We start from the raw sequence: 21,446 nt of genomic DNA, 5'->3' as shown, positions 1-21,446 counted from the left end.
TCGGCCCCCCGCACCCCCGGCACCACCCCGACCTCGGCCCCCCGCACCCCCGGCACCACCCCGACCTCGGCCCCCCGCACCCCCGGCACCACCCCCCTGGTAGTAGCCCGGTCCGTGACCCTCGCCGGACAGCCCGCCCCCACGGCCACCACCAGGCCCTCCCCGACCCTGAACCTCCTCCCCGCCCGCCCCCTCACCCTGAGCACCGAGGAGGCACCCCCCATCGCCGCGCCCGTGCAACGCAAGGCGTCCGAACGACCGGTGGTGGCCGCCCGCTGGGCACGTGAGACGGCCGGGGCGCCGGTCCAACGCGCGCCCCAGTCCCCGGTCACCCCTTCTCCCTCCCGCAGCGCCCGCCCCACCCCGTTGACCGCGACCCCCAGCGCCCCCGCGCCCCGCCCGCTCCCGGTCACCGCGCCTCAACCCCCGGCCGTCCAGCCCTTCCTGGTGAACGCCCCCGCCCGCGAGGCCGCCCCGGCTCCCCTGGTCCGCCCCGCGCACATCCAGCGGGACACCGGCGGAAGCCCCACCGCGCCCCCGCTGGTCCGCCCCGCTCAGATCCAGCGTGACGCGGCCCCCACCGCACCGACCCCCACACCTCCGGTGGTCCACACCCAGATCCAGCGGGACAAGGGGGGCACCACCACCCCGCCCGCCCAGGGCAAGCCCACTACCGAGCCCGCGAGCACGAAGCAGACCAAAAACCCCACCCGAGCCAAACCCCCCGCCCCCGAGTCCTCCCCAGACCTCGACGACCTGGCCCGCCGCCTGCTGGACCCCGTCTCCCGTCTCCTGCGCAACGAACTGCGCCGGGGCCGGGACCGCACGGGACGTCCCTTCGACGGCCGTCGTTGAGGCACCCGCCCCCGAGACACCGGCTCCACACACCCCGCCACCCCTGAGCGCCCCACGGACGGAACCCGAGCAGCATGACCGACAACATCTTCGCCACGAGCGTGTTCTTCCGGCTCGCCATCGGCGGGAACGACCTCGGCGCGTTCCACACGTGTTCCGGCATGGGGGCGCAGGTCGAGATGGAGACGTACGCGGAGGGCGGGAACAACGGGTTCACCTGGCAGTTGCCGGGCCGGGTGACCTGGTCGAACATCACGCTGACCCGGCCGGTGACGGCGGACACGGCGAAGATCGGCCGGTGGCTGGACGAGACGCTGCGGCGGGTGGAGCCGAAGGACGGCGAGATCGTGGCGCTGCGCCCCGACCTGAGCCGGATCATCGGCTGGCAGGTGTACGGGATCGTGCCGGTGCGCTGGCAGGGACCGTCGTTCGACCCGGCGAGTTCGCAGGCGGCGGTGGAGACGCTGGAGATCGCGCACGAGGGGCTGGTTCCTTCCTGACCGCCCGCTCGTCCCGCGAAGCCCCCGTAACCCAGGAAGGAACCACCCCATGTCCCCATCGGTCCGCGCCAGCCGGGCCAGGGCGCAGCTCACCCTCAAGGAGCCGCCGGCCTCGGTCGGCGCCAAGCCCGGCGGCACGCTCGCACGGCTCGACCTCCAGTTCAACCCGTCGACGCTGGAGCTGAGCAAGTCCACCGAGTGGCGGCGCTCCCCGGCGCGCATGGCGGGCGAGTCGGCGCTGCCGGAGTTCGTCGGCAGCGGTCCGAGGATGCTGAGCCTGGAGGTGTTCCTGGACGCGACGGCGACCCATGACAACTCCGTGGAGCAGGCCGTGGAGAAGCTGATGAAGGCGTGCGTGCCCACGCAGGCGAGCCTCGGCCGGAAGAAGCCGGCGAGCCCGTGGGTGCGGTTCGAGTGGGGCACGGCGCGTACGACGTCGTTCGACGGGGTGCTGTCCAGCCTGTCGGTGTCGTACACGCTGTTCGACGTGGACGGGAAGCCGCTGCGGGCCACCTGCTCGCTCTCCATCGAGGAGGCGAGCGTCGATCCGCCGGGGCAGAACCCCACCTCGGGCGCGCGGACGGCGCGCAGCACACACACGCTGGTGGCGGGCGACAGCCTGGCGATGCTCGCCTGGCGGGAGTACGGGGACGCGACGGCCTGGCGGGCCATCGCCGAGGCCAACGGCATCGACGATCCCATGGCGCTGGAGCCGGGCACCGAACTGGTGGTGCCCGGACTGCGGGACGCCGGGTACGAGGAGGAGGAGCGGTGACGGCCGCCGAGTCGGGTGATGTCCGGTCGTTCGCGGCCGATCCGGTGGTCGAGGCGCCGGGCGAGTTGCCGAAGACCTGGGCGACGCAGCTCGTGAGCTGTGTGATCGAGGAGAGCGTGGGGCTGCCGGACACGGCGGTGCTGACCTACCGCGATCCGCAGCACGAGTTCCTCGCCGCGACCGGCGTCACGATCGGCACCCCGCTGAAGGTGTCGGTGGTGACGGTGAAGGGGCAGGCGCGGGAGCCGCTGTTCAGCGGTGAGGTGACGGCGCTGGAGCTGGACCGGGACGGCACGGGCACGTTCACCGTGGTGCGGGCGTACTCCAAGGCGCACCGGCTGCAGCGCGGCCGGAAGGTGGTGGCGTACCGGAACATGACGACGGCGGCGATCATCCGCAAGGTCGCCACGTCGGCGGGGCTGGCCTGCGGCAAGGTGGAGGCCCCGGCGGTCACGCACAAGCAGCTCTCGCAGGCGAACGTCTCCGACTGGGACTTCCTGCAGTATCTGGCGGGCGAGTGCGGTGCGCAGGTTCGGGTGGACGACAAGGGTGTCCTCCAGTTCACCCGCCCGGTGAAGGCGTCCGGCGCGCCCGCTCCGTCGACGCCCGCGACACGGAGCCCGCTGGTGCTGGAGTACGGGCGGAACCTGCTGGCGCTCAGGGCGTCGCTGTCGATGGCGGACGCGGCGCAGAAGGTGCAGGTGCGCGGCTGGGACGCGACCACCAAGCGGGCGGTGGTGGCCGAGCAGGCGTCCATCACCAGCGGCACGGTCGTACCGGGTCTGAACCCGGCGTCGGTGAACCGGTTCGGCAGGAAGACGCAGGTGACGGTGGCCGACACCCCCTACCGCACGCAGGCGGAGGCGGCGGCGGTGGCGCGGGCGACGGCGGAGCAGGTGAGCGCGTCCTACGGCGACCTGGAGGCGCTGACCACCGGCAATCCGGCGCTGCGCGCGGGCAAGGCGGTCGCGCTGGGCAATGTGGGCCCGGCGTTCTCCGGGCGGTACACGGCGACGGCGGTGCAGCATGTGCTGGAGCCGCACGGCGGCTACCGGACGACCCTCTGGGTCAGTTCCCGGCCGGACCCCTCGCTGACCGGGCTGTCCGGTGCCGGGGCGGCCGGCTCGCGCGGTGCGCGCATTCCGGGTCTGGCGATCGGCGTGGTCACCGACGTGCGCGAGCCGAACGGCGCGGAGCAGGGCGCGGTGCGGCTCAAGTTCCCCTGGCTGGACGACACTTACGTGTCGGACTGGACGCGTACCGTGCAGTGGGGCGGCAAGGGCGGTGGCGGTGTGGTCAGCCCCGAGGTCAACGACGAGGTGCTGGTCGGGTTCGAACAGGGTCTGCTGGACAGCCCGTACGTCCTCGGCGGGCTCTACAACGGCGTGGACAAGCCGTCGAAGCACGATGTGCCGCTGGTGGACAAGACCAGCGGGAAGGTCAACCGGCGTTCCATCGTGTCGCGTTCGGGGCACCGGCTGGAGCTGCTGGACGCGCCCCGGCCGGGTCCGTCGGGGCTGCGGCTGGTGACGGCGGACAAGCGGCTGGAGGTCCGGATGGACGACCGCGAGGACCGGATCGAGGTGACCGTGTACCGCTCGCCGGGTCAGGCGGGCACCTCGATGGTGCTGGACAAGGAGAACATCACACTGAGCGCGCCGAGGGGTGAAGTGACCCTGAAGGGGCGCCGGGTGACCATCGACGGGCAGTCGCGGGTGTCCGTCGCCGGGCGCGCGGTGGCGGTGACCGGGCGCTCGTCGGTCGAGGTGGACGGTGGTCTGCTGGGTGTCCTGAAGGCCAAGCTCATCCGGATCAACTGAGCTGTCCCGCATGTCTGTTGTTGTCGATGACCGAGGAGTTCACGATGCCGGCCGCAGCCCGTACCGGTGATCCCACCAGCCATGGCGGCCGGATCACCACCCCGCCGCCCGCGGCCGCCGCGCGGGTGGCGACCGTGCTGATCGGGGGCCGTCCGGCCGCCGTGGTGGGGAGCCTGCACGTGTGCGTGGTCCCGCCGCACGCGGCCACCGGGCCGCTGAACGTGATCATGCCGGACCCGATGGCGCTGGCCGGCGAGGGCGTGCTGATCGGCGGGCTGCCGGCCGCGACGATGGGCGACAGGACGGCGTGCCAGGCGCAGATCGTGATGGGTGAGCTGAGCGTGGAGATAGGTGGCGTGCTGTGAGCGAGCGGTTCATCGGCCGGGGGTGGGCGTTCCCGCTGCGGGTCGGCCCCACCGGCGGCATCGCCATGGTGGAGCGGGCGCGGGAGATCGAGGAGGCCATCCGGCTGGTCCTCGGCACCGCGCCCGGCGAGCGGCCGATGCGGCCCGAGTTCGGCTGCGGCATCCACGACTACGTGTTCGCGCCGGGCGACGGCGACACGGCCGGCCGGGTCGCGCAGCAGGTCCGGGAGGCCCTGGAGCGGTGGGAGCCGCGCATCTCGGTGGACGAGGTGGTGGTGGCCTTCGACGCGGTGGACGCCGGGACGCTCTACATCGACGTGCATTACACGGTGCGTTCCACCAACGACCGGCGCAATCTGGTGTTTCCGTTCTACACGATCCCCTCCGAGGAGGGTGTCGAGGAAGTGGTCGGCGACTGATGGTCCTGCCCTCCCCCAATCTGGACGACCGGCGCTTCCAGCAGCTCGTCGACGAGGCCAAACGGTATGTGCAGCAGCGTGCCCCCGAGTGGACCGACCACAATGTGTCGGACCCCGGGGTCACGCTGATCGAGACGTTCGCCTATCTGGTGGACCAGTTGCTCTACCGGCTGAACCGGGTGCCGGAGAAGAACTACCTGGCCTTTCTCGACCTGTTGGGCATCCGGCTGTTCCCGCCGTCGGCCGCGTCCGCCGAGGTCGACTTCTGGCTCTCCGCGCCGCAGCCGGAGCCGGTGACGCTGACCGAGGGCACCGAGGTGACGACGGCGGCCGGTGAGGACGAGGACGCCGTGGTCTTCGCCACCACCGGTGAACTTCGCATCGTGCCGAGCGAGTTGATCCGGCTGGTGACGGCGCCGCGCGGCGGTGAGCAGACCGACCGGACGAACGCGCTGGCCGAGGGCCGGGACGTGCCCTGCTTCCAGACGACGCCGGAGCCCGGTGACGCGCTGCTGTTCGGGCTGCCGACGGCCGTACCGCGCTGTGTGGTCGCCGTCCGCCTGGACAGCCGGGTGGAGGGCGTCGGCGTCGATCCGCGCCAGCCCCCGCTGGTCTGGGAGGCGTGGGACGGCACGCGCTGGCTGCGGTGCGAGACCGGCGAGGACACCACGGGCGGTCTGAACCGGCCCGGCGAGATCATCGTGTACGTCCCGGCCACACACACGGCGTCCGTGATCGGCGGGACGCACGCGGGCTGGCTGCGCTGCCGGGTGGTGCCGGCCGAACCGGGCCAGCCGTTCTACTCCGAGTCGCCGACCGTGCGGGAGGCCGCCGTGTTCACGGTGGGCGGCACCATGACGGTGGAACACGCGGAGACGGTGACGGACGTGCCGCTCGGCGTCTCCGAGGGGGTCGCCGGGCAGACGTTCCGCCTGGACCGGCCGCCGGTGCTGCTGGACGGTGAGCCGCCCGTGGTGGAGGTGTCCTCCGCCGACGGCTGGCAGCGCTGGCAGGTCGTCGAGCACTTCGGCCGCTCCGGCCCCGAGGACCGGCATGTACGGGTGGACGCCACCTCGGGCGAGTTCGGCTTCGCGCCCGCACTGCGCGAGCCCGACGGCACCCTGCGCCCGTGCGGCGCGGTACCGCCAAAGGGCGCCCAGGTCCGCGTGGCCCGCTACCGCACCGGCGGCGGCCCGGCGGGCAACGTGGCGCGCGGCGCGATCAACGTGCTGCGCAGTTCGGTGCCGTACGTGGCCCGCGTCGGCAACCGGGAGGCGGCGCGCGGCGGGGTCGCGGGCGAGACGGTGGCCAACGCCCGGCTGCGCGCCCCGCAGGCGCTGCGCATGCAGGAGCGCGCGGTGACCGCCGAGGACCACGAGATCATCGCCCGGCAGGCGGCGCCCTCGGTGCGCCGGGTGCGCTGTCTGCCGGCCGCCGACGAGCCGGGCGCGGTCCGGGTGCTGGTGGTGCCGGACGCGGTGCCCGACGACGACGGCCGGGTCCGCTTCGAGCAGCTCATCCCGTCCGACCAGGTGCTCGCCGCGATCACCGGGGCCCTGGACGAGCGGCGCCTGATCGGCACCCGTCTCGTGGTGGAACCGCCGGTCTACCAGGGCGTCACCGTGGTGGCCCGGCTCACCGCCCCGGCCGCCGTCGCGGACCGGGTACGGGCCACCGCCCTGGCCGCGCTCTACGACCACCTGGACCCGCTGCACGGCGGCCCCGACGGCACGGGCTGGCCGTTCGGACGGCCGGTGCAGTACGGGGAGATGTTCGGCGTGCTCCAGCGTGCCGTGGGGGACGTGCTGGTGGAGGACATCCGGCTGTTCCCGGCCGACCCGGTGACCGGGCGGCGCGGTACGCCGGTGGACCGGGTCGACATCGGCGCGGGCGCGCTGGTCTTCCCGTACCAGCACCAGGTGGTCGTCACGGCGGCGGAGCCGGAGGCGCGGGTATGAGCCGCGCCGCGGTCCCCGGTCTGCCGAGCCGCCATCCGATCGGCGGCCAACTGCCCGCGCTGTACGCGGAGGACGACTTCGCCCAGCGGTTCACCGCCGGTCTGGACACCGTCCTGGCCCCGGTGTTCAGCACGCTCGACAACCTGCCCGCCTACCTCGATCCACGGGTGGCCCCGGCCGACTTCGTGGCCTGGCTCGCCTCCTGGGTGGGCGGCGTGGACGACCCGCGCTGGCCGCTGGAGCTGCGCCGCGAGGCCACGGTACGGGCGATGGAACTGCACCGGCGGCGCGGTACCAAGGGGGGCCTGGTGGAGGCGCTCCATCTGATCCTCGGGGTACGGGCCGAGGTGGTGGGCGACGGTGCCGCCGTCTGGTCCACCACCCCCGGCAGCGAGCTGCCGCCCGCTCCGGACGCCGAGATCGTCGTACGGGTGTGGCCCGGCCGGGATGCGGCGGTCGAGGAGTCACGGGTTCATGAACTGGTCCGGGCCCTGGTCCCGGTGCACACGCGATGCCGGGTGGAGGTCCTTTCCACCGCGCCCTCCGGCTCCGGCGAAGGAGAGTGACGGCCATGCGCGAGTGTCCCGCCTGCGGGGCTTCGAACGAGGCGACGGACGACTTCTGCGGGAACTGCGGGAGTTACCTGGGCTGGTCGGAGGGGTCGGGAGGGCCGTCACGCGGCCGGAGCGGGGCGGCTGCCGCGGTACCCGCGGAACCGGAACCCGCGTCTGCGCCCGCGCCCGAGCCGGTTGCCGGGCCCGAGCCGGCCCGGACCGACCGAGCCGAAGCGCCCACGCCCACACCGGCACCGACACCGGCTCCCGAGCGCACTCCGGACCCGCCCCGCCCGGTGACCCCCGAACCCCCCGCTCCCCCGGTCGCCCCGACCGCTCCCCAGCCCGTCAAGCCGGCCAAGGCGGTCGCGCCCCGTCCGGTGGTGCGCCCGCTGCCGGCGGACGAGGACACCTCCGGTATCCCGTGTCCCGTCTGCCGTACGCCCAACCCGCCGCACCGCCGCTTCTGCCGCAAGTGCGCCGCGCCGCTGGCGTCCGTGGCGGCGCCGGAGCCGCTGCCGTGGTGGCGCACCATATGGCCGTTCCGGCGGCGCGCCCGAGGCGGCTCCGGCCGGCTGGTGCGGCTGCTGGTGATCCTGGCGGTGGTGCTGGCGCTCGGCGTGGCGGGGTTCCTGCTGCTCCCGGCCGGACGGCATCTGATCGAGGACACGCGGGACAAGCTGGGCAAGCCGAAGGCGGTGAGCCCCTCCCGTGTCACCGCCACGGCCGAGCTGCCGGGACACTCCGCCCGGCTCACCACGGACGGGCTCACCAACCGCTACTGGGCGATCCCCGGCAAGGGTGCGTCGGTGACGTACGCCTTCGCCAAGCCGTTCCGGTTCGTGGACGTGATCGTCACCAACGGCGCGTCCAAGAACGCCGAGGACTACGGCACCCAGGCCCGCGCCCTCCACCTGGCCATGGACGTCTACTCGGAGGACGGCCAAGTCCAGCGCAAGGAGATCGGCTTGAGCGACAAGCCGGGGCCACAGCCCATCGCGGTCGGCATGAGCCGGGTCACCTCGGTCCGGCTGACGCTCAGCGACCCGGTCGGCCTGTCCGGCGGGCGGCACGTGGCACTGGCGGAGGTCGAGTTCTTCCAGCGGACGTGACGCGGCGGACGCAAGACTCAGAGGGACGCAGCCCGCGTTGAGGCAAGTGCCGCCGAAGGGGCCCTCGACGGCGATCACGACGTCCAGGTGGGCGAAGCGGTCGTCGACGAGGGCGTCCGGGTGCTCGGGGACGTGCCCCTTCGGCCGGCCTTGATGCCCGGTCAGCGGGTGATGCGGACCAGCTTGTGGTTGGCGAACTCCTCCATGCCGAAGCGGCCCAGTTCGCGGCCGAAGCCGGACCGCTTGACGCCGCCGAAGGGCAGCTCGGCGGCGGTGCCCGCCGGGCCGCCGAGGAACACCATGCCGGTGGCGAGGCGCTGGGCCACCCGCTCGGCCTGCTCCTCGTCGTCGGTCTGCACCGAGGCGCTCAGCCCGTACGGCGAGTTGTTGGCGAACTCGACCGCCTCGTCCTCGGAGCCGACCTTGAACAGCAGCGCGACCGGGCCGAACAGCTCCTCCTGGTAGGCCCGCATGTCGGGCGTGATGCCGGCGAGGACGGTCGGCTCGTACCAGGCGCCCGGCCGGTCCATGCGGCGGCCGCCGGCCAGCACGGTCGCGCCCTTGGAGACGGCGTCCTGGACCTGCTCGTCCAGGGTCTGGACGGCCTTCTCCGAGGAGAGGGGGCCCATGAAGGTGCCGGGGTCGGTGGGGTCGCCGGGGACGATACGGCGGATCGCCTCGGTGTACTGCTCGGCGAAGTCGTCGTAGTACTCGTCCAGCGCGATGATCCGCTTGGAGGCGTTGCACGCCTGGCCCGCGTTGAGCATGCGGCCCTGGAGGGTGTTCTTCACGACACGGGACATGTCCGAGACACCGAGGATCAGATACGGGTCGGAGCCGCCCAGCTCCAGCACGACCTTCTTCAGGTTCCGGCCCGCGATCTCGGCCACGGCCGCGCCCGCCCGCTCGGAGCCGGTGAGGGAGACGCCCTGGACACGGTCGTCGGCGATCACGTCCTCGATCTGCTCGTTGGTGGCGAAGATGTTGATGTACGCGCCCTTCGGCAGCCCGGCGTCCTGGAAGATCCGCTCCATCTCCAGCGCGGACTCGGGACACTGCGGGGCATGCTTGAGCAGGATCGCGTTGCCGAGCATCAGGTTCGGCGCGGCGAAGCGGGCGACCTGGTAGTACGGAAAGTTCCACGGCATGATCCCGAGCAGGGTGCCGACGGCCTCCTTGCGGATGACGGCGCGCCCGCCGGAGGCCACGTCCAGCTCCTCCTCCTTCAGGAACTCCTCGCCGTGGTCGGCGTAGTACCGGTAGATCGAGACGACGATGTCGATCTCGCCGAGGCCCTGCCGGACCGGCTTGCCCATCTCGCGGGTGATGATCGCGGCGAGCTGGTCCTTGCGCTCCTCGTAGAGGTCGGCCACCCGGTGCAGCACGGCCGCGCGCTCCGCGGGCGGCCGTGCTGCCCACTCGCGCTGGGCGGTGTCGGCGGCCTCGATCGCCTCGCGCAGTTCGGCGTCGGTCGCGGTCGGGTACTCCCGCTCGGTCTCGCCGGTGGCGGGGTTGACGATTCGGTAGTGCTCCATGACGTCCTCTCGTTCTCCGGTCCGGAAAGCCGCGAGTGGGTGGCGGCGGCCGGGCATTACCGGACGGTACGGCACGGCAGACCAGTTACCCGTGGGCAGGCCCGGAACACACTTGCCCGCCCCAATATGTGCCGATAATCCATAAAAGTGCGCTTCTGGCTACTCTGGAGCGATGGCAATCGACTACGCGGCCGTGTTCCAGGCTCTGCCGGGCGCGGTCGCGCTGCTCAGCGCCGATCTGGTCTTCGTCGATGCCAACCTGGCGTTCCTGACGCAGGCGGGCCGCAGCCGCGATCAGGTGGTGGGCCGCTACCTCTTCGACGCCTTCCCCGACAACCCGGCGGACCCCGGCGCCTCCGGGGCCCGGAACCTGGAGGCGTCCCTGCGCCGGGTGATGCTGAACCGCGAGCCCGACACCATGGCGTTGCAGCGGTACGACGTGGAGTCCGCCGACCAGGACGGCCGGTGGGAGGAGCGGTACTGGAGCCCCGTCAACGCGCCGGTGTTCGGACCGGACGGGCAGATCGCCGTACTGATCCACCGGGTGGAGGAGGTCACCGAGCTGCTCCGGGTCACCGGGCGGCCGGGCGGCGAGCGCAATCTGGAGGCCGAGCTGTACAGCCGGATGCGGGAGCTGCACCAGGTCAACGAGCGGCTCCGCAAGGCGCACGCCCGCGAGCGCGAGATCGCCCTCTCCCTCCAGCGCGCCATGCTCCCGGCGCCCGTGCCGGTCGGCCGCCACCGGGTCGCCGTCCGCTACCGGCCCGCCGTCGGCTCGCTCAACGTCTGCGGGGACTGGTACGACCTGGTCGGGCTGACCGACGGGGACCGGATCGCCGTCGCGGTCGGCGATGTCGTCGGCCACGGCCTGGAGGCCGCCGGGGTGATGGGCCAGCTCCGCAGCGCGCTGTCCGCGACCTCACGGGTCGCCAGGGGACCCGCCCAGGCCCTCGAAGTCCTCGGCCGCTACGCCCACTCCCTGGAGGGCGCCCAGTCCACGAGCGCGGTGACCGTCTTCATCGACTGGGACCACCACACCCTCACCTACTCCAGCGCCGGACACCCGCCGCCGGTGCTGCTGCGCGGTGCCGGGGGCGCGGAGCTGCTCGACCGGGCGACCGATCCGCCGCTGGACGCCGCCTTCGAGCCGCGCCCCCGCCCGGAGGCCACCCTCGGCTTCAGCGAGAAGGACACCCTGGTGCTGTACACCGACGGTCTCATCGAGCGGCGTAACCAGGACATCGACACCGGGCTGAACCAGCTCGTGGACTCCCTCGACGAGCACCGGCACATGACGTCGCCCGAGGCGCTGGCCGACGCCGTTCTGTCCGATCTGCTCCCCGCCGGGGGTATGACGGACGACACCGCCCTGGTCGTCGTATGCCTCTGACCTGGGCGAAGTTGCCGGACGGCAAGAGTGTGGGATCAAGGGGTCGTGCGGGGCGGGATCGGGGGTACAGGGGCCGCATGGCAGCGAAGACCGATCACTCCCGAATCCTGCGGGCCGTACGGCAGTTGCGCCGGGTACGTGCCTTCTACGCGACCGGCGTCGCCCTGTGGCTCACCGCCGCGATCTGGACGGGCTGGATGCATCCCGGCAGCCGTCAGATGTGGGTCTCCGTGCTCCTCCTCACGCTGTTCTCCGGGCTGCTGGTGACGGCCACGCTCTGGCTGCAGCGGCTGCGCACCTCCGACGAGGACGCTCCGGCCCACCACGCGGCGCCGGGACGGAAGATCACCGCCCAGCACGCCTGACCGGCGGACCGGAGCACCGGCTCACGCCGCGAGGTCGTGGCCCGGGTGCAGGACCACCTTGGTGTAGCCCTCGATCCGCTTGTCGAACTTGTCGTACGCCTGCGGGGCGTCGTCCAGCGGCAGTTCGTGGGAGACCACGAAGCTGGGCCGCGCGCGGCCGGAGGCGATCAGGTCGCGCAACTGGCGGTTGTACTTCTTGACGTTGCACTGGCCGGTGCCCATCTTCTGGCCCTTCTCGAACATCTTGCCGATGGAGACCAGGAGTTGGCCGTGCTTGGCGTGCTCGTCGGGCCCGCCGGGGTCGGACGGCACATACAGGCCCGGTATACCGAGGCGGCCGGTGGGACGGACCGTCTCCACCAGTTGGTTGAGGACGATCGCGGGTTCCTCGTGGCCGCTCTCGTCGCCCTTCTGGGCCTGGTAGCCGACGGCGTCGATGCCCTTGTCGGTGCCCTCGCCGTTGGTCTGCGCCTTGATCTGCTCGGCCGGGTCGCCCTTCGTGAAGTCGATCGGGATGGCCCCGATCTCCTCGGCCTTGGCGAGCCGTTCGGGCACCCGGTCGACCACGAACACCTTGGACGCGCCGCGCAGCAGCGCCGAGTAGGCGGCCATCAGGCCCACCGGCCCGGCCCCGTACACCGCGACCGTCTCGCCGGGGGAGACCTGGGCGAGTTCGCAGCCGTGGTAGCCGGTCGGGAAGATGTCGGCCAGCAGGATGTAGTCGGTCTCGTTCTCGTCGCCCTCGGGCAGCTTCAGGCAGTTGAAATCGGCGAAGGGCACCCGCAGCCGCTCCGCCTGGCCGCCCGTGTACGGCCCCATGGACACATAGCCGTACGCGCCGCCCGCGAAGCCGGGGTTCACCGTCAGGCAGAACCCTGTCTCGCCGGCGAGACAGTTCTTGCAGAACCCGCACGCGACGTTGAACGGCATCACCACGCGGTCGCCCACGGCCAGCGAGGTCACCCCGTCGCCGACCTCCTCGATCACGCCCAGGTTCTCGTGGCCGAACACGATGCCCGGCTCGGCCGCCGTGCGCCCCTCGTACATGTGCAGGTCGGAGCCGCAGATCGCGGACGAGGTGATGCGGACGATCACGTCGTTGGGGTGCTGGATCTGCGGATCGTCGACCTCTTGCACCGTGACGCTGAAGGGCCCTTCGTAGACAACGGCTTTCACCTGTGTCACCTCCGCGTCTCGTGCCGGATCACGGTGACGGGGCGGGCCGGTGCCGGACGCGCGGGCTGGCGCGGCCGTGTCGGGGCCCGTGGCCCTCGCTTCACCGCCGTTGCTTCCAGATAACGCCCCCAAAGCGGGCACTGCAACCCACCCCGTGGATTGTCTGTGGCCGGGTGAGCGCCCGCCGCGTGTCGTGGAGCTTACGGGCCCGTACGACCGGGGCGTCTGGGCGGAGGGGCCCGCCGCGCTCGGGCACCGGCGGCTCGCCGTCATCGACCTGCCCGGCGGACGTCAGCCGATGTCGGTGCGCATGCCTCGGGGGAACGTCGCCCTGGTCCACTCGGGGGAGGCGTACAACTTCACCGAGCTGCGCCGCGGACTCGTCGACCGGGGGCGAGAAGGTGCGCAGCCAGGGCGTGCTGTGGCCCGAGCTGGTCGAGGCGATGGACCCTCCGGGCTACCTCGCCGACGGTGAGCATCGGCTGCGGGGTGCGGAGGGCATCGCAGAAGCCCTCCGCACCCTTTTGTCTGCCGTCTTCCGACCACCCGACTCCCTTTGCACGTAGGGGAGTTGACCGAACTTCGCCCCTCCCCCGCGCATCCCCTTGACTGGTACAGACCAATGCGTTTGAGTGTGGCCTCACACCCCCCATCACGGCCGCCCCCCACGCCTTCGCCGGTGTCTCCGGCATGCACGAAAGCGAGCGCGCCCGCGTTCCGCCCCGCGCTGGAACGGCCGTGGCACATCTAGGAGTTGATTCAGTGTCGAGACGGCACATCTCCGCCGCGCTGGCCGCGCTCGCCCTCGCCGTGGCACCCGTGCTGCTGCCGGCGCCGGCCGCTTCCGCCGCGCCGGCGGCCTCCTGTTCGAGCTACCCGAACTGGGTGGCCGGCAAGTCGTACCGGGCCGGTGACATCGTCCGGTACACCGACGGCAAGGCGTACATCGCCGAGCACGACAACCCGGGCTACGACCCGATCATCAGCACCTGGTACTGGGACCCGTACAACTGCGACGGCGGCGGGACCACGCCCGTCGGCAACTTCGTGGTCTCCGAGGCCCAGTTCAACCAGATGTTCCCGAACCGGAACTCGTTCTACTCCTACAGCGGGCTGGTGAACGCGCTCGGCGCGTACCCCGGCTTCGCCAGCACCGGCAGCGACACGGTGAAGAAGCAGGAGGCCGCGGCCTTCCTCGCCAACGTGAACCACGAGACCGGCGGCCTGGTCTACGTGGTCGAGCAGAACACCGCGAACTACCCGACGTACTGCGACTGGAGCCAGCCGTACGGTTGCCCGGCCGGACAGGCGGCGTACTACGGGCGCGGTCCGATCCAGTTGAGCTGGAACTTCAACTACAAGGCGGCGGGCGACGCGCTCGGCATCGACCTGCTGCACAACCCGAACCTGGTGCAGAACGACAGCGCCGTCGCCTGGAAGACCGGCCTCTGGTACTGGAACACCCAGTCCGGTCCGGGCTCCATGACGCCGCACAACGCCATGGTCAACCAGGCGGGCTTCGGGCAGACCATCCGCAGCATCAACGGCTCCCTGGAGTGCGACGGCCGCAACCCGGCCCAGGTGCAGAGCCGCGTGGACGCCTACCAGCGCTTCTCGCAGATCCTCGGCGTCTCCCCCGGCGGCAACCTCTACTGCTGACCCGGGCGACACCCACGAGCGCGCCACGGCCACCCCGGCCGTGGCGCGCTCGTGCGTCACCGGCCGCTTCCGCACCGTGACCACCCGGCCCGGTCCGGCTCCCCGAGGTGTGGCGATCGCTACGCAGGGCACTCAGACACGGCACGAGCAACACCCAGCGCCCTGGAGGCCGACATGGGACCACTGGCAGCCCTGCCGACACCGCCGGGCGTGTACACCCCGCAGCACGACACCGATCTCCTCGCCCGCGTCATGGAGAAGGAACACCTGGACGCCGACTCCGAGGTCCTCGACCTGTGCACCGGCAGCGGAGCGCTGGCCGTGCGGGCCGCCGCGCGCGGGGCGCGGGTCACCGCGGTCGACGTCTCCTGGCGCGCCCTGGCCACCGCGTGGTGCAACGGGCTGCTCAGCGGGCGGCGCATCACCGTGCGCCACGGCGACCTGGTCTCGGCCGTGCCGGGCCGGACGTACGACCTGGTGGTGAGCAACCCGCCCTACGTGCCCGCGCCCGCCCTGAGACCGCCGAGCCGGGGTTCGGCCCGCGCCTGGGACGCCGGGCCGGACGGGCGGCTCTTCGTGGACCGGATCTGCGACAGCACCGCCGGGGTGCTGAACCGGGGCGGGGTCCTGCTCCTGGTGCACTCCGCGCTGTGCGGCACCGCGCCGACCCTGGACCGCCTCGCCGCCTCCGGACTGGACGCCACCGTGGTGGACCGGGCCACCGTGCCCTTCGGTCCCGTGCTGCGCGAGCGCCGCTCCTGGCTGCACAGCCGGGGCATGCTGCGCGACCGGCACGAGGACGAGGAGGAGCTGGTGGTGGTCCGCGCCGTGCGCCGTTGACCCGGACGGCCCGTTTCGGCGGCTTTCAGCGGGTACTCGTGCAGCACGGACCCCAGTACCCGAGCCGAGAGGACGGTGGCCGGCCGTGGGCCGAGAAGCCGAGAACGCGACGAGCGTGACGATCACGCCCGACGGGCCGCTGCTCCTGCCCGGCCCGGTCGAGGTGACGCTGCCCGACGGCACGGTCGTCACCTCGCGCCGCTTCACGGTCGCGCTCTGCACCTGCCGCCGCAGCCGCATCTACCCCTGGTGCGACACGAGCCACCGCCGCCGCACGAGGAACGCGAAGGAGACCCGGTGACCGGGCCCGCACTCCCCCAGCCGCGCGGCGGCCTGTCCGCGGCCGTGATCGCCGCGCTGGGCAGCGGTGACACCGCGCTCGACAGCACGCTCGCGGCCACCGCCGACCCGTACGGCGACGACCTCCAGCTCGCCCTGTACGTGCTCTACGAGCTGCACTACCGGGGCTTCGAGGGCGTCCCCGACGAGCTGGAGTGGGACCCCGGCCTGCTGGCGCTGCGCCGCTCGCTGGAGCGGCCGTTCCTCGCGGCCCTGCGCAGGGACGTGCCGCCGGGCACCAGCGCCGAGGAGGCGCTGGACGCGCTGCTGGTCGAACCCGTGGGGTACGACGACAGCAGCGTCAGCCACCACCTCCAGCGCGACGGCGAGCTGTGGCAGCTCACCGAGTACGCGGCGCTGCGCTCGCTGTACCACCTGAAGGAGGCCGACCCGCACGCCTGGGTCATCCCGAGGCTGCGCGGCCGGGCCAAGGCGGGCATGGTGGCCGTCGAGTTCGACGAGTTCGGCGCGGGCAGGCCCGAGGAGATCCACGCGCGGCTCTACGCCGACCTGATGAGCGACCTCGGCCTGGACACCACCTACGGCCACTATCTCGACCAGGCGCCGGCGGTCGCGCTGGCCACGGTCAACCTGATGTCCCTCTTCGGGCTGCACCGCGCGCTGCGGGGCGCCCTGGTGGGGCACTTCGCCACCGTCGAGGTGACCTCGTCGCCGGGTTCGCGCCGGATGGCCGCGGCTCTGCGCCGTACCGGCGCGGGGAAGGCGGCGCAGCGGTTCTACGACGAGCACGTGGAGGCGGACGCCGTGCACGAGCAGGTGGTCCGCCGGGACGTGGTCGGCGGGCTGCTGGCCGACGAACCGCATCTGGAGGCCGACATCGCCTTCGGCGTGCACGCCACCGGTCTGCTGGAGGACCGGTTCGGCGCGCAGGTGCTGAAGGCGTGGCGGCAACAGCACAGCGCCCTGCGGACACCGCCGCCGGGCGAGAAGGAAAGGAAGTCCCCGTGACCGACAACCCGCTCCACCGGCATCCCCGCCCCGAGTTCCCGGACCAGGGGCAGGAACATCCGGGCTGGACCGGCCCGATGGACCCCCCGCCGGACCATGGCGAGGAGTCCTACGAGGGCAGCGGGCTGCTGACCGACCGCAAGGCGGTGATCACCGGCGGCGACTCCGGCATCGGCCGTGCCGTGGCGCTCGCCTACGCGCGCGAGGGCGCGGACGTGCTCTTCACCTACCTGCCGGAGGAGGGCGACGACGCCGCCGAGACCAGCCGGCTGATCGAGGAGGCCGGCCGCAAGGCGGTCGCGGTGCCCTGTGACATCCGGGACGAGGAGCAGTGCCGCCGGCTGATCGAGCGGGCGGTGGACGAGTTCGGGCACATCGACATCCTGGTGAACAACGCCGCCTATCAGATGTCCCAGCCGGACGGCATCGAGTCGATCACCACCGAGCAGTTCGACCGGGTGGTGCGCACCAACCTGTACGGCATGTTCTGGCTGAGCAAGATGGCGCTGCCGCACATCCCGTCGGGCGGCTCCATCATCAACACCACGTCCGTGCAGGCGTACAAGCCGAGTCCGCATCTGCTGGACTACGCGATGACCAAGGGCGCGATCGTCACCTTCACCCAGGGGCTGGCGCAGATGGTCGCCGAGGACGGCATCCGGGTCAACGCCGTGGCGCCGGGCCCGGTGTGGACGCCGCTGATCCCGGCGACGATGCCGGACACGGTCGAGTTCGGCAAGCAGTCCCCGCTGGGCCGCCCCGCCCAGCCGGCCGAAATGGCCCCGGCCTACGTCTTCCTGGCCTCCTCGCACGCCAGCTTCATCACGGCGGAGATCCTCAACGCGACGGGCGGCACGCCGCTGCCGTAGCCGCGGAAAACGCCGAGCGGCCCGGACCGACGAGGTCCGGGCCGCTGTGTCGTGCGAGGTGAACGGTGCTCAGGCGTCCAGCAGTTGGTTGAAGAAGGTGCGGTACTGCTGGAGCGCCACGCGGAGTCCCTCGGTCTCGACCTGTTCGCCGCGGCTCCACTGACCCTCGAGTTCCTTCTTGTGGTCGGCGAAGGTCGCGGCCAGCGACTGGATGACGTCGGCGACCAGCGCGTCCGCCGAACGGACCGCGTCCTTGGGGTCGTCGACGAAGGTGCCCTGGATCTTCGCCCAGCGCTCCCGGTAGTTCTGCGCCTCCTGGTGGGCGATCAGCGGGTCGGCGCCCTCGTCCACCGAACGCGGCTGCTCTCCGCCCTGCCGCCGGTCGCGCTCGTCCCGCTCGCCCTCCGGGGTGCCGCCCGGCTCGCCGGTGGCGGTCCGCTCGGGCACGTTCTCCCGCTCGCCGGTGGAGGTACGCCCGCCGGGGACGTCCCGTGCGTCGTCGGAGACGGCCGACGCCTCGCCGGGATAGGCCGGCGGGGGCGCGTCGGCGGAGCGCTCGGGCCCGCGATCGGCCGCGCGGTCGGGGCGTGCCCCGGACAGCGGGCCGGAGCGGGCGTCCGGCGGAGCGTCGTGGCCCGTGTCGGACGGTGCGTCCGGACGCGGCTCGGACAGGGGGCCGGAGCGGGCGTCGGGACGGCTCTCCCGGCCGGGGCGGGCCAGGTCCTCCGTGGTCAACTCACCCTCGCCGGGGCCGCTGTTGGTGTGCCGGTCTGACATGACAACCTCGTTTCCGCTGGTGCCGTGATGGTGGTGCGCGCCGGGTCAGGCCGCGTCGTGCCCGGTGCTCTCGTGGTGCGGGGGACGACCGCCGCCCAGCAGGTCGTCGAAGAGGGTGCGGTAGCGCACCATGGCGCCGCGCAGCTCCTCGGTGGTCGCCTCGCCGTTCTCGTTGCGCACGCTCACGTCGTGGGCGTCGCGGTAGTGCTCCAGGGTCTGCGCGTGCTCGACGGACAGGTCCCGGATCTGCTGCTCGAAGCCCTCGGTGGGGTAGCCGCGGTCGCGCATGAGCTGGGTGACCAGGCGGTCGGCGTCGTCCACGCTCTGCGCCGGATGGTCGACGAACCGCTCCTGCGTGCCCCTCCACTCGGTGGCGTAGCGGTCCCGCTCCTCGGGGGACAGCTCCTTGAGGTCGAGGTCGCGGTGGCGCTTCTCGCGGGCCTGCAGTTCGCGCTCGGCCTCCCGCCTGCTCTCGCCGGACTGCACGGCCCGGTCGTACTCGGGGCCGAACCTCTCCTGGAGGCGGCGCCTGCGGCGGCGCGTCACGAGCGACACTCCCGCGGCGATCAGGATCAGGATGACCACGATGGGAATCACGATGGCGAGCAGTGTTGCGGTGGACATCGCCTCTCCCGCTGGTTGAGTTGGACGGTGGGCGGCCGGGTCGACGGCCTGCCGGTTACTCCGCCCGAGTACCCCGGCCCCGTTCCCGCACACCGCCCCGTCCCGGCGCGCGGGGCGGTGATTGCCCGGGCGCGGGGGCGGGTACGCGGAGGCGGCACCGGGCGGCCCGGCGTCCGTCGTGCGACGGGCCGCCTCCCTCCTCGGAGTCCTCGACGACTCCCACGACCCGGACGGGGATGAGGGCATGAGCCGACGACACACTCCGGACGACACGGCACGCGTGCCGCGCGCGCGTTCGGGCACGATCGGCCGCCGCCGGGAACGCACCGGTACCGAACCGGTCACCGCCCGCAGCCCGCTGAAGCTGCGCCTGGTGCTCAGCGTGACCGGCCTGCTGGTCTTCGTGCTCGGTACGGTGCTCTTCGCCGTCTGGGCGGGCGCGGTGCGGCAGCGGGACGTGCCGGACCCCACCCAGCTCACGGTCCTGGCCGTCATCTGCGGTGTCCTCGCGCTGTTCGCCGCCGTGGACCTCGTGGTGGTCCTGCTGCGCCTCGCGCGCGAGCACGCCCGCCGGACATGAGCGGGGACACGGCGGACGGGCGAGGCTACGACGCCACGCCCTTCCTCCCCGGCCGCCGGGCGGCCCTGCCCGGACTGCGCAGGGCGGCCGCCGAGTGCCACGGCTGCCCGCTGTACGAGGACGCCACGCAGACGGTGTTCGGGGCGGGCGACCCGAACGCGCCGGTCCTGCTTCTCGGTGAGCAGCCCGGCGACCAGGAGGACCGGCAGGGCAGGCCGTTCGTCGGCCCGGCCGGCCGTGTGCTGGACCGGGCCCTCGCGGACGCGGGCGTCGACCCGGAACACGCCTATGTCACCAACGCGGTCAAGCACTTCAAGTTCACGGTCCAGCCCGGCCGCAAGCGCCGTATCCACAAGTCCCCGACCCTGCGGGAGATGACGGCGTGCCGCCCCTGGCTGCTGGCCGAACTGCGGCTGGTGTCACCGCGGGTGGTGGTGGCGCTCGGTGCCACGGCGGGCAAGGCGCTGCTCGGTTCCGGTTTCCGGGTCACCGAGCGGCGCGGCGCCCTGCTGCCCTGGCCCGGCCTGGACGGCGAGGCGGCCGGGGACGGGATCGCCGGGCTGCTCGCCACGATCCACCCCTCCGCCGTACTGCGGGCCGACGACCGCGACGCGGTCTACGACGGCCTGGTGGCCGACCTCCGGATCGTCGCGGACGTCCTCGCGGACGGGGACGTGCCGCGACGCGGCTGACCGGGGACGCGGCTCACCAGGGCTCCAGAACGGCCTTGATCATGCCGTCCTTCTTCGCCTGGAACGTCTCGTACGCCTGCGGGCCCTGCTCCAGCGGGAGGATGTGGGTGGCGAAGGTGTCGACGCCCAGCGGGTCGTCGTCGGTGAGCAGCGGGAGGATGTCGTCGACCCAGCGGTGCACGTTGGCCTGGCCCATGCGGAGCTGGATCTGCTTGTCGAACAGGGTCAGCATCGGCATCGGGTCGGCCATGCCGCCGTACACGCCGGACAGCGAGATGGTGCCGCCCCGGCGGACGATGTCGATGGCCAGGTGCAGCGCCCCGAGCCGGTCCACGCCCGCCTTCTCCATCAGGCGCTGGGCGAGGGCGTCGGGGAGCAGGCCGGTGGCCCACTGGGCGGCCTTGGCGACGGGCGCGCCGTGTGCCTCCATGCCGACGGCGTCGATGACCGCGTCCGCGCCGCGTCCGTCGGTGACGTCGCGGATCGCGTCGGCGAGGTCGTCGCCGTACTCGCCGAGGTCGTAGACCTTGATGCCGTGTTCCCGGGCGCGGGCGAGGCGTTCGGGGACGAGGTCGACGCCGATGACGTTCTCGACGCCCCGGTGCCGGGCGATGCGGCAGGCCATCTCGCCGATCGGGCCGAGGCCGAGCACCACGAGAGTGCCGCCGGGCGGGACGTCGGCGTACTCGACGGCCTGCCAGGCGGTGGGCAGGACGTCGGAGAGGTAGAGGAAACGCTGGTCGGGCGGCCCGTCGGGGATCTTGACGGGGAGCTGGTCGCCGAAGGGGACCCGGAGGAACTGCGCCTGGCCGCCGGGGACCTGGCCGTACAGCTTGGTGTAGCCGAACAGGGAGGCGCCCTTGTCCTGGTCGCGCACCTGGGTGGTCTCGCACTGGGAGTGCAGGCCCTGGCCGCACATGTAGCACTGGCCGCACGAGACGTTGAAGGGCACCACCACGCGGTCGCCGGGGGCGAGGGAGGTCACCTCGGAGCCGGTCTCCTCCACGATGCCCATGGGCTCGTGACCGAGGATGTCGCCGGCGTCGAGGAAGGGGCCGAGGACCTCGTACAGATGCAGATCCGATCCGCAGATCCCGCTGGACGTCACACGCACGATGACGTCGGTGGGGTCCTGGAGCTGCGGGTCGGGCACGGTGTCGACCCGGACGTCCCTCCTGCCCTGCCAGGTGAGAGCACGCATGTCTCCTCCAAGGTTCGTAGGTGCTGCGGCTCGCTCCCGTGCCGGGTACCCGGCGCTCCGGTACTTACCCGG

At 72.5% G+C, this 21,446-nt stretch carries 22 protein-coding genes and 2 pseudogenes; 19 read left to right on the top strand and 5 right to left on the bottom strand.

The window, feature by feature from the left end:
* From ACZ3HQ_RS28055 to ACZ3HQ_RS28015, 9 genes and pseudogenes are all read left to right on the top strand, one after another.
* Positions 1-855: pseudogene (locus ACZ3HQ_RS28055) on the top strand (hypothetical protein); the annotation flags it as partial.
* Between the two features lie 74 nt (positions 856-929).
* Positions 930-1,355: a phage tail protein gene (locus tag ACZ3HQ_RS28050; RefSeq protein WP_031181814.1), complete on the top strand. Its 426-nt coding sequence runs from the start codon at positions 930-932 to the stop codon at positions 1,353-1,355.
* Positions 1,356-1,404: 49 nt separating this feature from the next.
* Positions 1,405-2,130 carry a CIS tube protein gene (locus ACZ3HQ_RS28045; protein ID WP_376115243.1) on the top strand — a complete coding sequence of 242 codons (726 nt, stop codon included), beginning with the start codon at positions 1,405-1,407 and terminating at the stop codon, positions 2,128-2,130.
* On the top strand, positions 2,127-3,950 hold the full coding sequence (locus ACZ3HQ_RS28040) for a VgrG-related protein (protein WP_467515103.1): 1,824 nt from the start codon (positions 2,127-2,129) through the stop codon (positions 3,948-3,950). The genes ACZ3HQ_RS28045 and ACZ3HQ_RS28040 overlap by 4 nt, the downstream gene beginning before the upstream one ends.
* A 44-nt stretch (positions 3,951-3,994) precedes the next feature.
* Positions 3,995-4,315 carry a PAAR domain-containing protein gene (locus tag ACZ3HQ_RS28035; RefSeq protein WP_467515126.1) on the top strand — a complete coding sequence of 107 codons (321 nt, stop codon included), beginning with the start codon at positions 3,995-3,997 and terminating at the stop codon, positions 4,313-4,315.
* Positions 4,312-4,734 (top strand): GPW/gp25 family protein, encoded by a 423-nt coding sequence (locus tag ACZ3HQ_RS28030; protein ID WP_350907100.1) that lies wholly within the window; start codon positions 4,312-4,314, stop codon positions 4,732-4,734. The genes ACZ3HQ_RS28035 and ACZ3HQ_RS28030 overlap by 4 nt, the downstream gene beginning before the upstream one ends.
* Entirely contained in the window at positions 4,734-6,692 is a 1,959-nt protein-coding gene (locus tag ACZ3HQ_RS28025) for a putative baseplate assembly protein (RefSeq protein WP_467515102.1), read from the top strand. Before ACZ3HQ_RS28030 ends, ACZ3HQ_RS28025 begins: the two co-directional genes overlap by 1 nt.
* On the top strand, positions 6,689-7,258 hold the full coding sequence (locus tag ACZ3HQ_RS28020) for a phage tail protein (RefSeq protein WP_467515100.1): 570 nt from the start codon (positions 6,689-6,691) through the stop codon (positions 7,256-7,258). Before ACZ3HQ_RS28025 ends, ACZ3HQ_RS28020 begins: the two co-directional genes overlap by 4 nt.
* Positions 7,259-7,542: 284 nt before the next feature.
* Positions 7,543-8,358 (top strand): NADase-type glycan-binding domain-containing protein, encoded by an 816-nt coding sequence (locus tag ACZ3HQ_RS28015; protein WP_467515099.1) that lies wholly within the window; start codon positions 7,543-7,545, stop codon positions 8,356-8,358.
* Positions 8,359-8,519: 161 nt separating this feature from the next.
* Here the strand turns inward: ACZ3HQ_RS28015 and ACZ3HQ_RS28010 are convergent, their stop codons facing one another.
* A complete protein-coding gene (locus tag ACZ3HQ_RS28010; protein WP_467515097.1) occupies positions 8,520-9,893 on the bottom strand; it encodes an NAD-dependent succinate-semialdehyde dehydrogenase in 1,374 nt (457 codons plus the stop codon).
* Between the two features lie 172 nt (positions 9,894-10,065).
* Between ACZ3HQ_RS28010 and ACZ3HQ_RS28005 the strand changes: the two genes are divergently transcribed.
* Together ACZ3HQ_RS28005 and ACZ3HQ_RS28000 are read left to right on the top strand one after the other, a co-directional pair.
* Positions 10,066-11,283, top strand: a complete 1,218-nt coding sequence (locus ACZ3HQ_RS28005; RefSeq protein ID WP_467515096.1) for a PP2C family protein-serine/threonine phosphatase — start codon at positions 10,066-10,068, stop codon at positions 11,281-11,283.
* Positions 11,284-11,360: 77 nt separating this feature from the next.
* Positions 11,361-11,648, top strand: coding sequence for a hypothetical protein (locus ACZ3HQ_RS28000; RefSeq protein ID WP_467515094.1), 288 nt, complete (start codon positions 11,361-11,363; stop codon positions 11,646-11,648).
* Between the two features lie 21 nt (positions 11,649-11,669).
* Here ACZ3HQ_RS28000 and ACZ3HQ_RS27995 read toward each other — a convergent pair whose 3' ends face one another.
* Positions 11,670-12,824 carry a glutathione-independent formaldehyde dehydrogenase gene (locus ACZ3HQ_RS27995; RefSeq protein WP_467515093.1) on the bottom strand — a complete coding sequence of 385 codons (1,155 nt, stop codon included), beginning with the start codon at positions 12,822-12,824 and terminating at the stop codon, positions 11,670-11,672.
* Between the two features lie 205 nt (positions 12,825-13,029).
* Here ACZ3HQ_RS27995 and ACZ3HQ_RS27990 point away from each other — a divergent pair.
* From ACZ3HQ_RS27990 to ACZ3HQ_RS27965, 6 genes and pseudogenes are all read left to right on the top strand, one after another.
* Positions 13,030-13,218, top strand: a pseudogene (locus ACZ3HQ_RS27990) (asparagine synthase (glutamine-hydrolyzing)); the annotation flags it as partial.
* Between the two features lie 368 nt (positions 13,219-13,586).
* Positions 13,587-14,483: a glycoside hydrolase family 19 protein gene (locus ACZ3HQ_RS27985; protein WP_467515092.1), complete on the top strand. Its 897-nt coding sequence runs from the start codon at positions 13,587-13,589 to the stop codon at positions 14,481-14,483.
* A 174-nt stretch (positions 14,484-14,657) separates the two neighbouring features.
* Complete coding sequence (locus tag ACZ3HQ_RS27980; protein ID WP_467515090.1) at positions 14,658-15,323, top strand: HemK2/MTQ2 family protein methyltransferase; 666 nt, start codon at positions 14,658-14,660, stop codon at positions 15,321-15,323.
* An 85-nt stretch (positions 15,324-15,408) separates the two neighbouring features.
* Entirely contained in the window at positions 15,409-15,624 is a 216-nt protein-coding gene (locus ACZ3HQ_RS27975) for a CDGSH iron-sulfur domain-containing protein (RefSeq protein ID WP_467515088.1), read from the top strand.
* Positions 15,621-16,631: an iron-containing redox enzyme family protein gene (locus ACZ3HQ_RS27970; protein WP_467515087.1), complete on the top strand. Its 1,011-nt coding sequence runs from the start codon at positions 15,621-15,623 to the stop codon at positions 16,629-16,631. The genes ACZ3HQ_RS27975 and ACZ3HQ_RS27970 overlap by 4 nt, the downstream gene beginning before the upstream one ends.
* A complete protein-coding gene (locus ACZ3HQ_RS27965) occupies positions 16,628-17,500 on the top strand; it encodes an SDR family oxidoreductase (protein WP_467515085.1) in 873 nt (290 codons plus the stop codon). Before ACZ3HQ_RS27970 ends, ACZ3HQ_RS27965 begins: the two co-directional genes overlap by 4 nt.
* A gap of 69 nt (positions 17,501-17,569) precedes the next feature.
* On the opposite strand, the gene ACZ3HQ_RS27960 is transcribed toward ACZ3HQ_RS27965, so the two are convergent.
* Entirely contained in the window at positions 17,570-18,277 is a 708-nt protein-coding gene (locus ACZ3HQ_RS27960; RefSeq protein WP_467515084.1) for a hypothetical protein, read from the bottom strand.
* Between the two features lie 45 nt (positions 18,278-18,322).
* Positions 18,323-18,901 carry a hypothetical protein gene (locus ACZ3HQ_RS27955; RefSeq protein ID WP_467515082.1) on the bottom strand — a complete coding sequence of 193 codons (579 nt, stop codon included), beginning with the start codon at positions 18,899-18,901 and terminating at the stop codon, positions 18,323-18,325.
* A gap of 244 nt (positions 18,902-19,145) precedes the next feature.
* Between ACZ3HQ_RS27955 and ACZ3HQ_RS27950 the strand changes: the two genes are divergently transcribed.
* The gene (locus ACZ3HQ_RS27950; protein WP_467515081.1) at positions 19,146-19,481 is read left to right on the top strand and encodes a DUF6343 family protein; all 336 of its coding nucleotides are present in this window, start codon (positions 19,146-19,148) and stop codon (positions 19,479-19,481) included.
* Positions 19,478-20,173 (top strand): UdgX family uracil-DNA binding protein, encoded by a 696-nt coding sequence (locus ACZ3HQ_RS27945; RefSeq protein WP_467515079.1) that lies wholly within the window; start codon positions 19,478-19,480, stop codon positions 20,171-20,173. The genes ACZ3HQ_RS27950 and ACZ3HQ_RS27945 overlap by 4 nt, the downstream gene beginning before the upstream one ends.
* 13 nt (positions 20,174-20,186) lie before the next feature.
* On the opposite strand, the gene ACZ3HQ_RS27940 is transcribed toward ACZ3HQ_RS27945, so the two are convergent.
* Positions 20,187-21,374: a zinc-dependent alcohol dehydrogenase gene (locus ACZ3HQ_RS27940; protein WP_467515078.1), complete on the bottom strand. Its 1,188-nt coding sequence runs from the start codon at positions 21,372-21,374 to the stop codon at positions 20,187-20,189.
* Positions 21,375-21,446: the final 72 nt, after the last annotated feature.

The organism is Streptomyces sp. NPDC018263 (assembly GCF_055562575.1).
The sequence above is the reverse complement of the archived record's forward strand: the minus strand, read 5'-3'. Positions and strand labels throughout refer to the sequence as shown.

What these genes read in the sequence shown, in the direction of transcription:
- ACZ3HQ_RS28050 (WP_031181814.1), top strand. Translation starts at nt 930, where the DNA reads ATGACCGACAACATCTTCGCCACGAGCGTGTTCTTCCGGCTCGCCATC.
- ACZ3HQ_RS28045 (WP_376115243.1), top strand. Translation starts at nt 1,405, where the DNA reads ATGTCCCCATCGGTCCGCGCCAGCCGGGCCAGGGCGCAGCTCACCCTC.
- ACZ3HQ_RS28035 (WP_467515126.1), top strand. Translation starts at nt 3,995, where the DNA reads ATGCCGGCCGCAGCCCGTACCGGTGATCCCACCAGCCATGGCGGCCGG.
- ACZ3HQ_RS28025 (WP_467515102.1), top strand. Translation starts at nt 4,734, where the DNA reads ATGGTCCTGCCCTCCCCCAATCTGGACGACCGGCGCTTCCAGCAGCTC.
- ACZ3HQ_RS28020 (WP_467515100.1), top strand. Translation starts at nt 6,689, where the DNA reads ATGAGCCGCGCCGCGGTCCCCGGTCTGCCGAGCCGCCATCCGATCGGC.
- ACZ3HQ_RS28010 (WP_467515097.1), bottom strand. Translation starts at nt 9,893, where the DNA reads ATGGAGCACTACCGAATCGTCAACCCCGCCACCGGCGAGACCGAGCGG.
- ACZ3HQ_RS28005 (WP_467515096.1), top strand. Translation starts at nt 10,066, where the DNA reads ATGGCAATCGACTACGCGGCCGTGTTCCAGGCTCTGCCGGGCGCGGTC.
- ACZ3HQ_RS28000 (WP_467515094.1), top strand. Translation starts at nt 11,361, where the DNA reads ATGGCAGCGAAGACCGATCACTCCCGAATCCTGCGGGCCGTACGGCAG.
- ACZ3HQ_RS27980 (WP_467515090.1), top strand. Translation starts at nt 14,658, where the DNA reads ATGGGACCACTGGCAGCCCTGCCGACACCGCCGGGCGTGTACACCCCG.
- ACZ3HQ_RS27960 (WP_467515084.1), bottom strand. Translation starts at nt 18,277, where the DNA reads ATGTCAGACCGGCACACCAACAGCGGCCCCGGCGAGGGTGAGTTGACC.
- ACZ3HQ_RS27955 (WP_467515082.1), bottom strand. Translation starts at nt 18,901, where the DNA reads ATGTCCACCGCAACACTGCTCGCCATCGTGATTCCCATCGTGGTCATC.
- ACZ3HQ_RS27950 (WP_467515081.1), top strand. Translation starts at nt 19,146, where the DNA reads ATGAGCCGACGACACACTCCGGACGACACGGCACGCGTGCCGCGCGCG.
- ACZ3HQ_RS27945 (WP_467515079.1), top strand. Translation starts at nt 19,478, where the DNA reads ATGAGCGGGGACACGGCGGACGGGCGAGGCTACGACGCCACGCCCTTC.
- ACZ3HQ_RS27940 (WP_467515078.1), bottom strand. Translation starts at nt 21,374, where the DNA reads ATGCGTGCTCTCACCTGGCAGGGCAGGAGGGACGTCCGGGTCGACACC.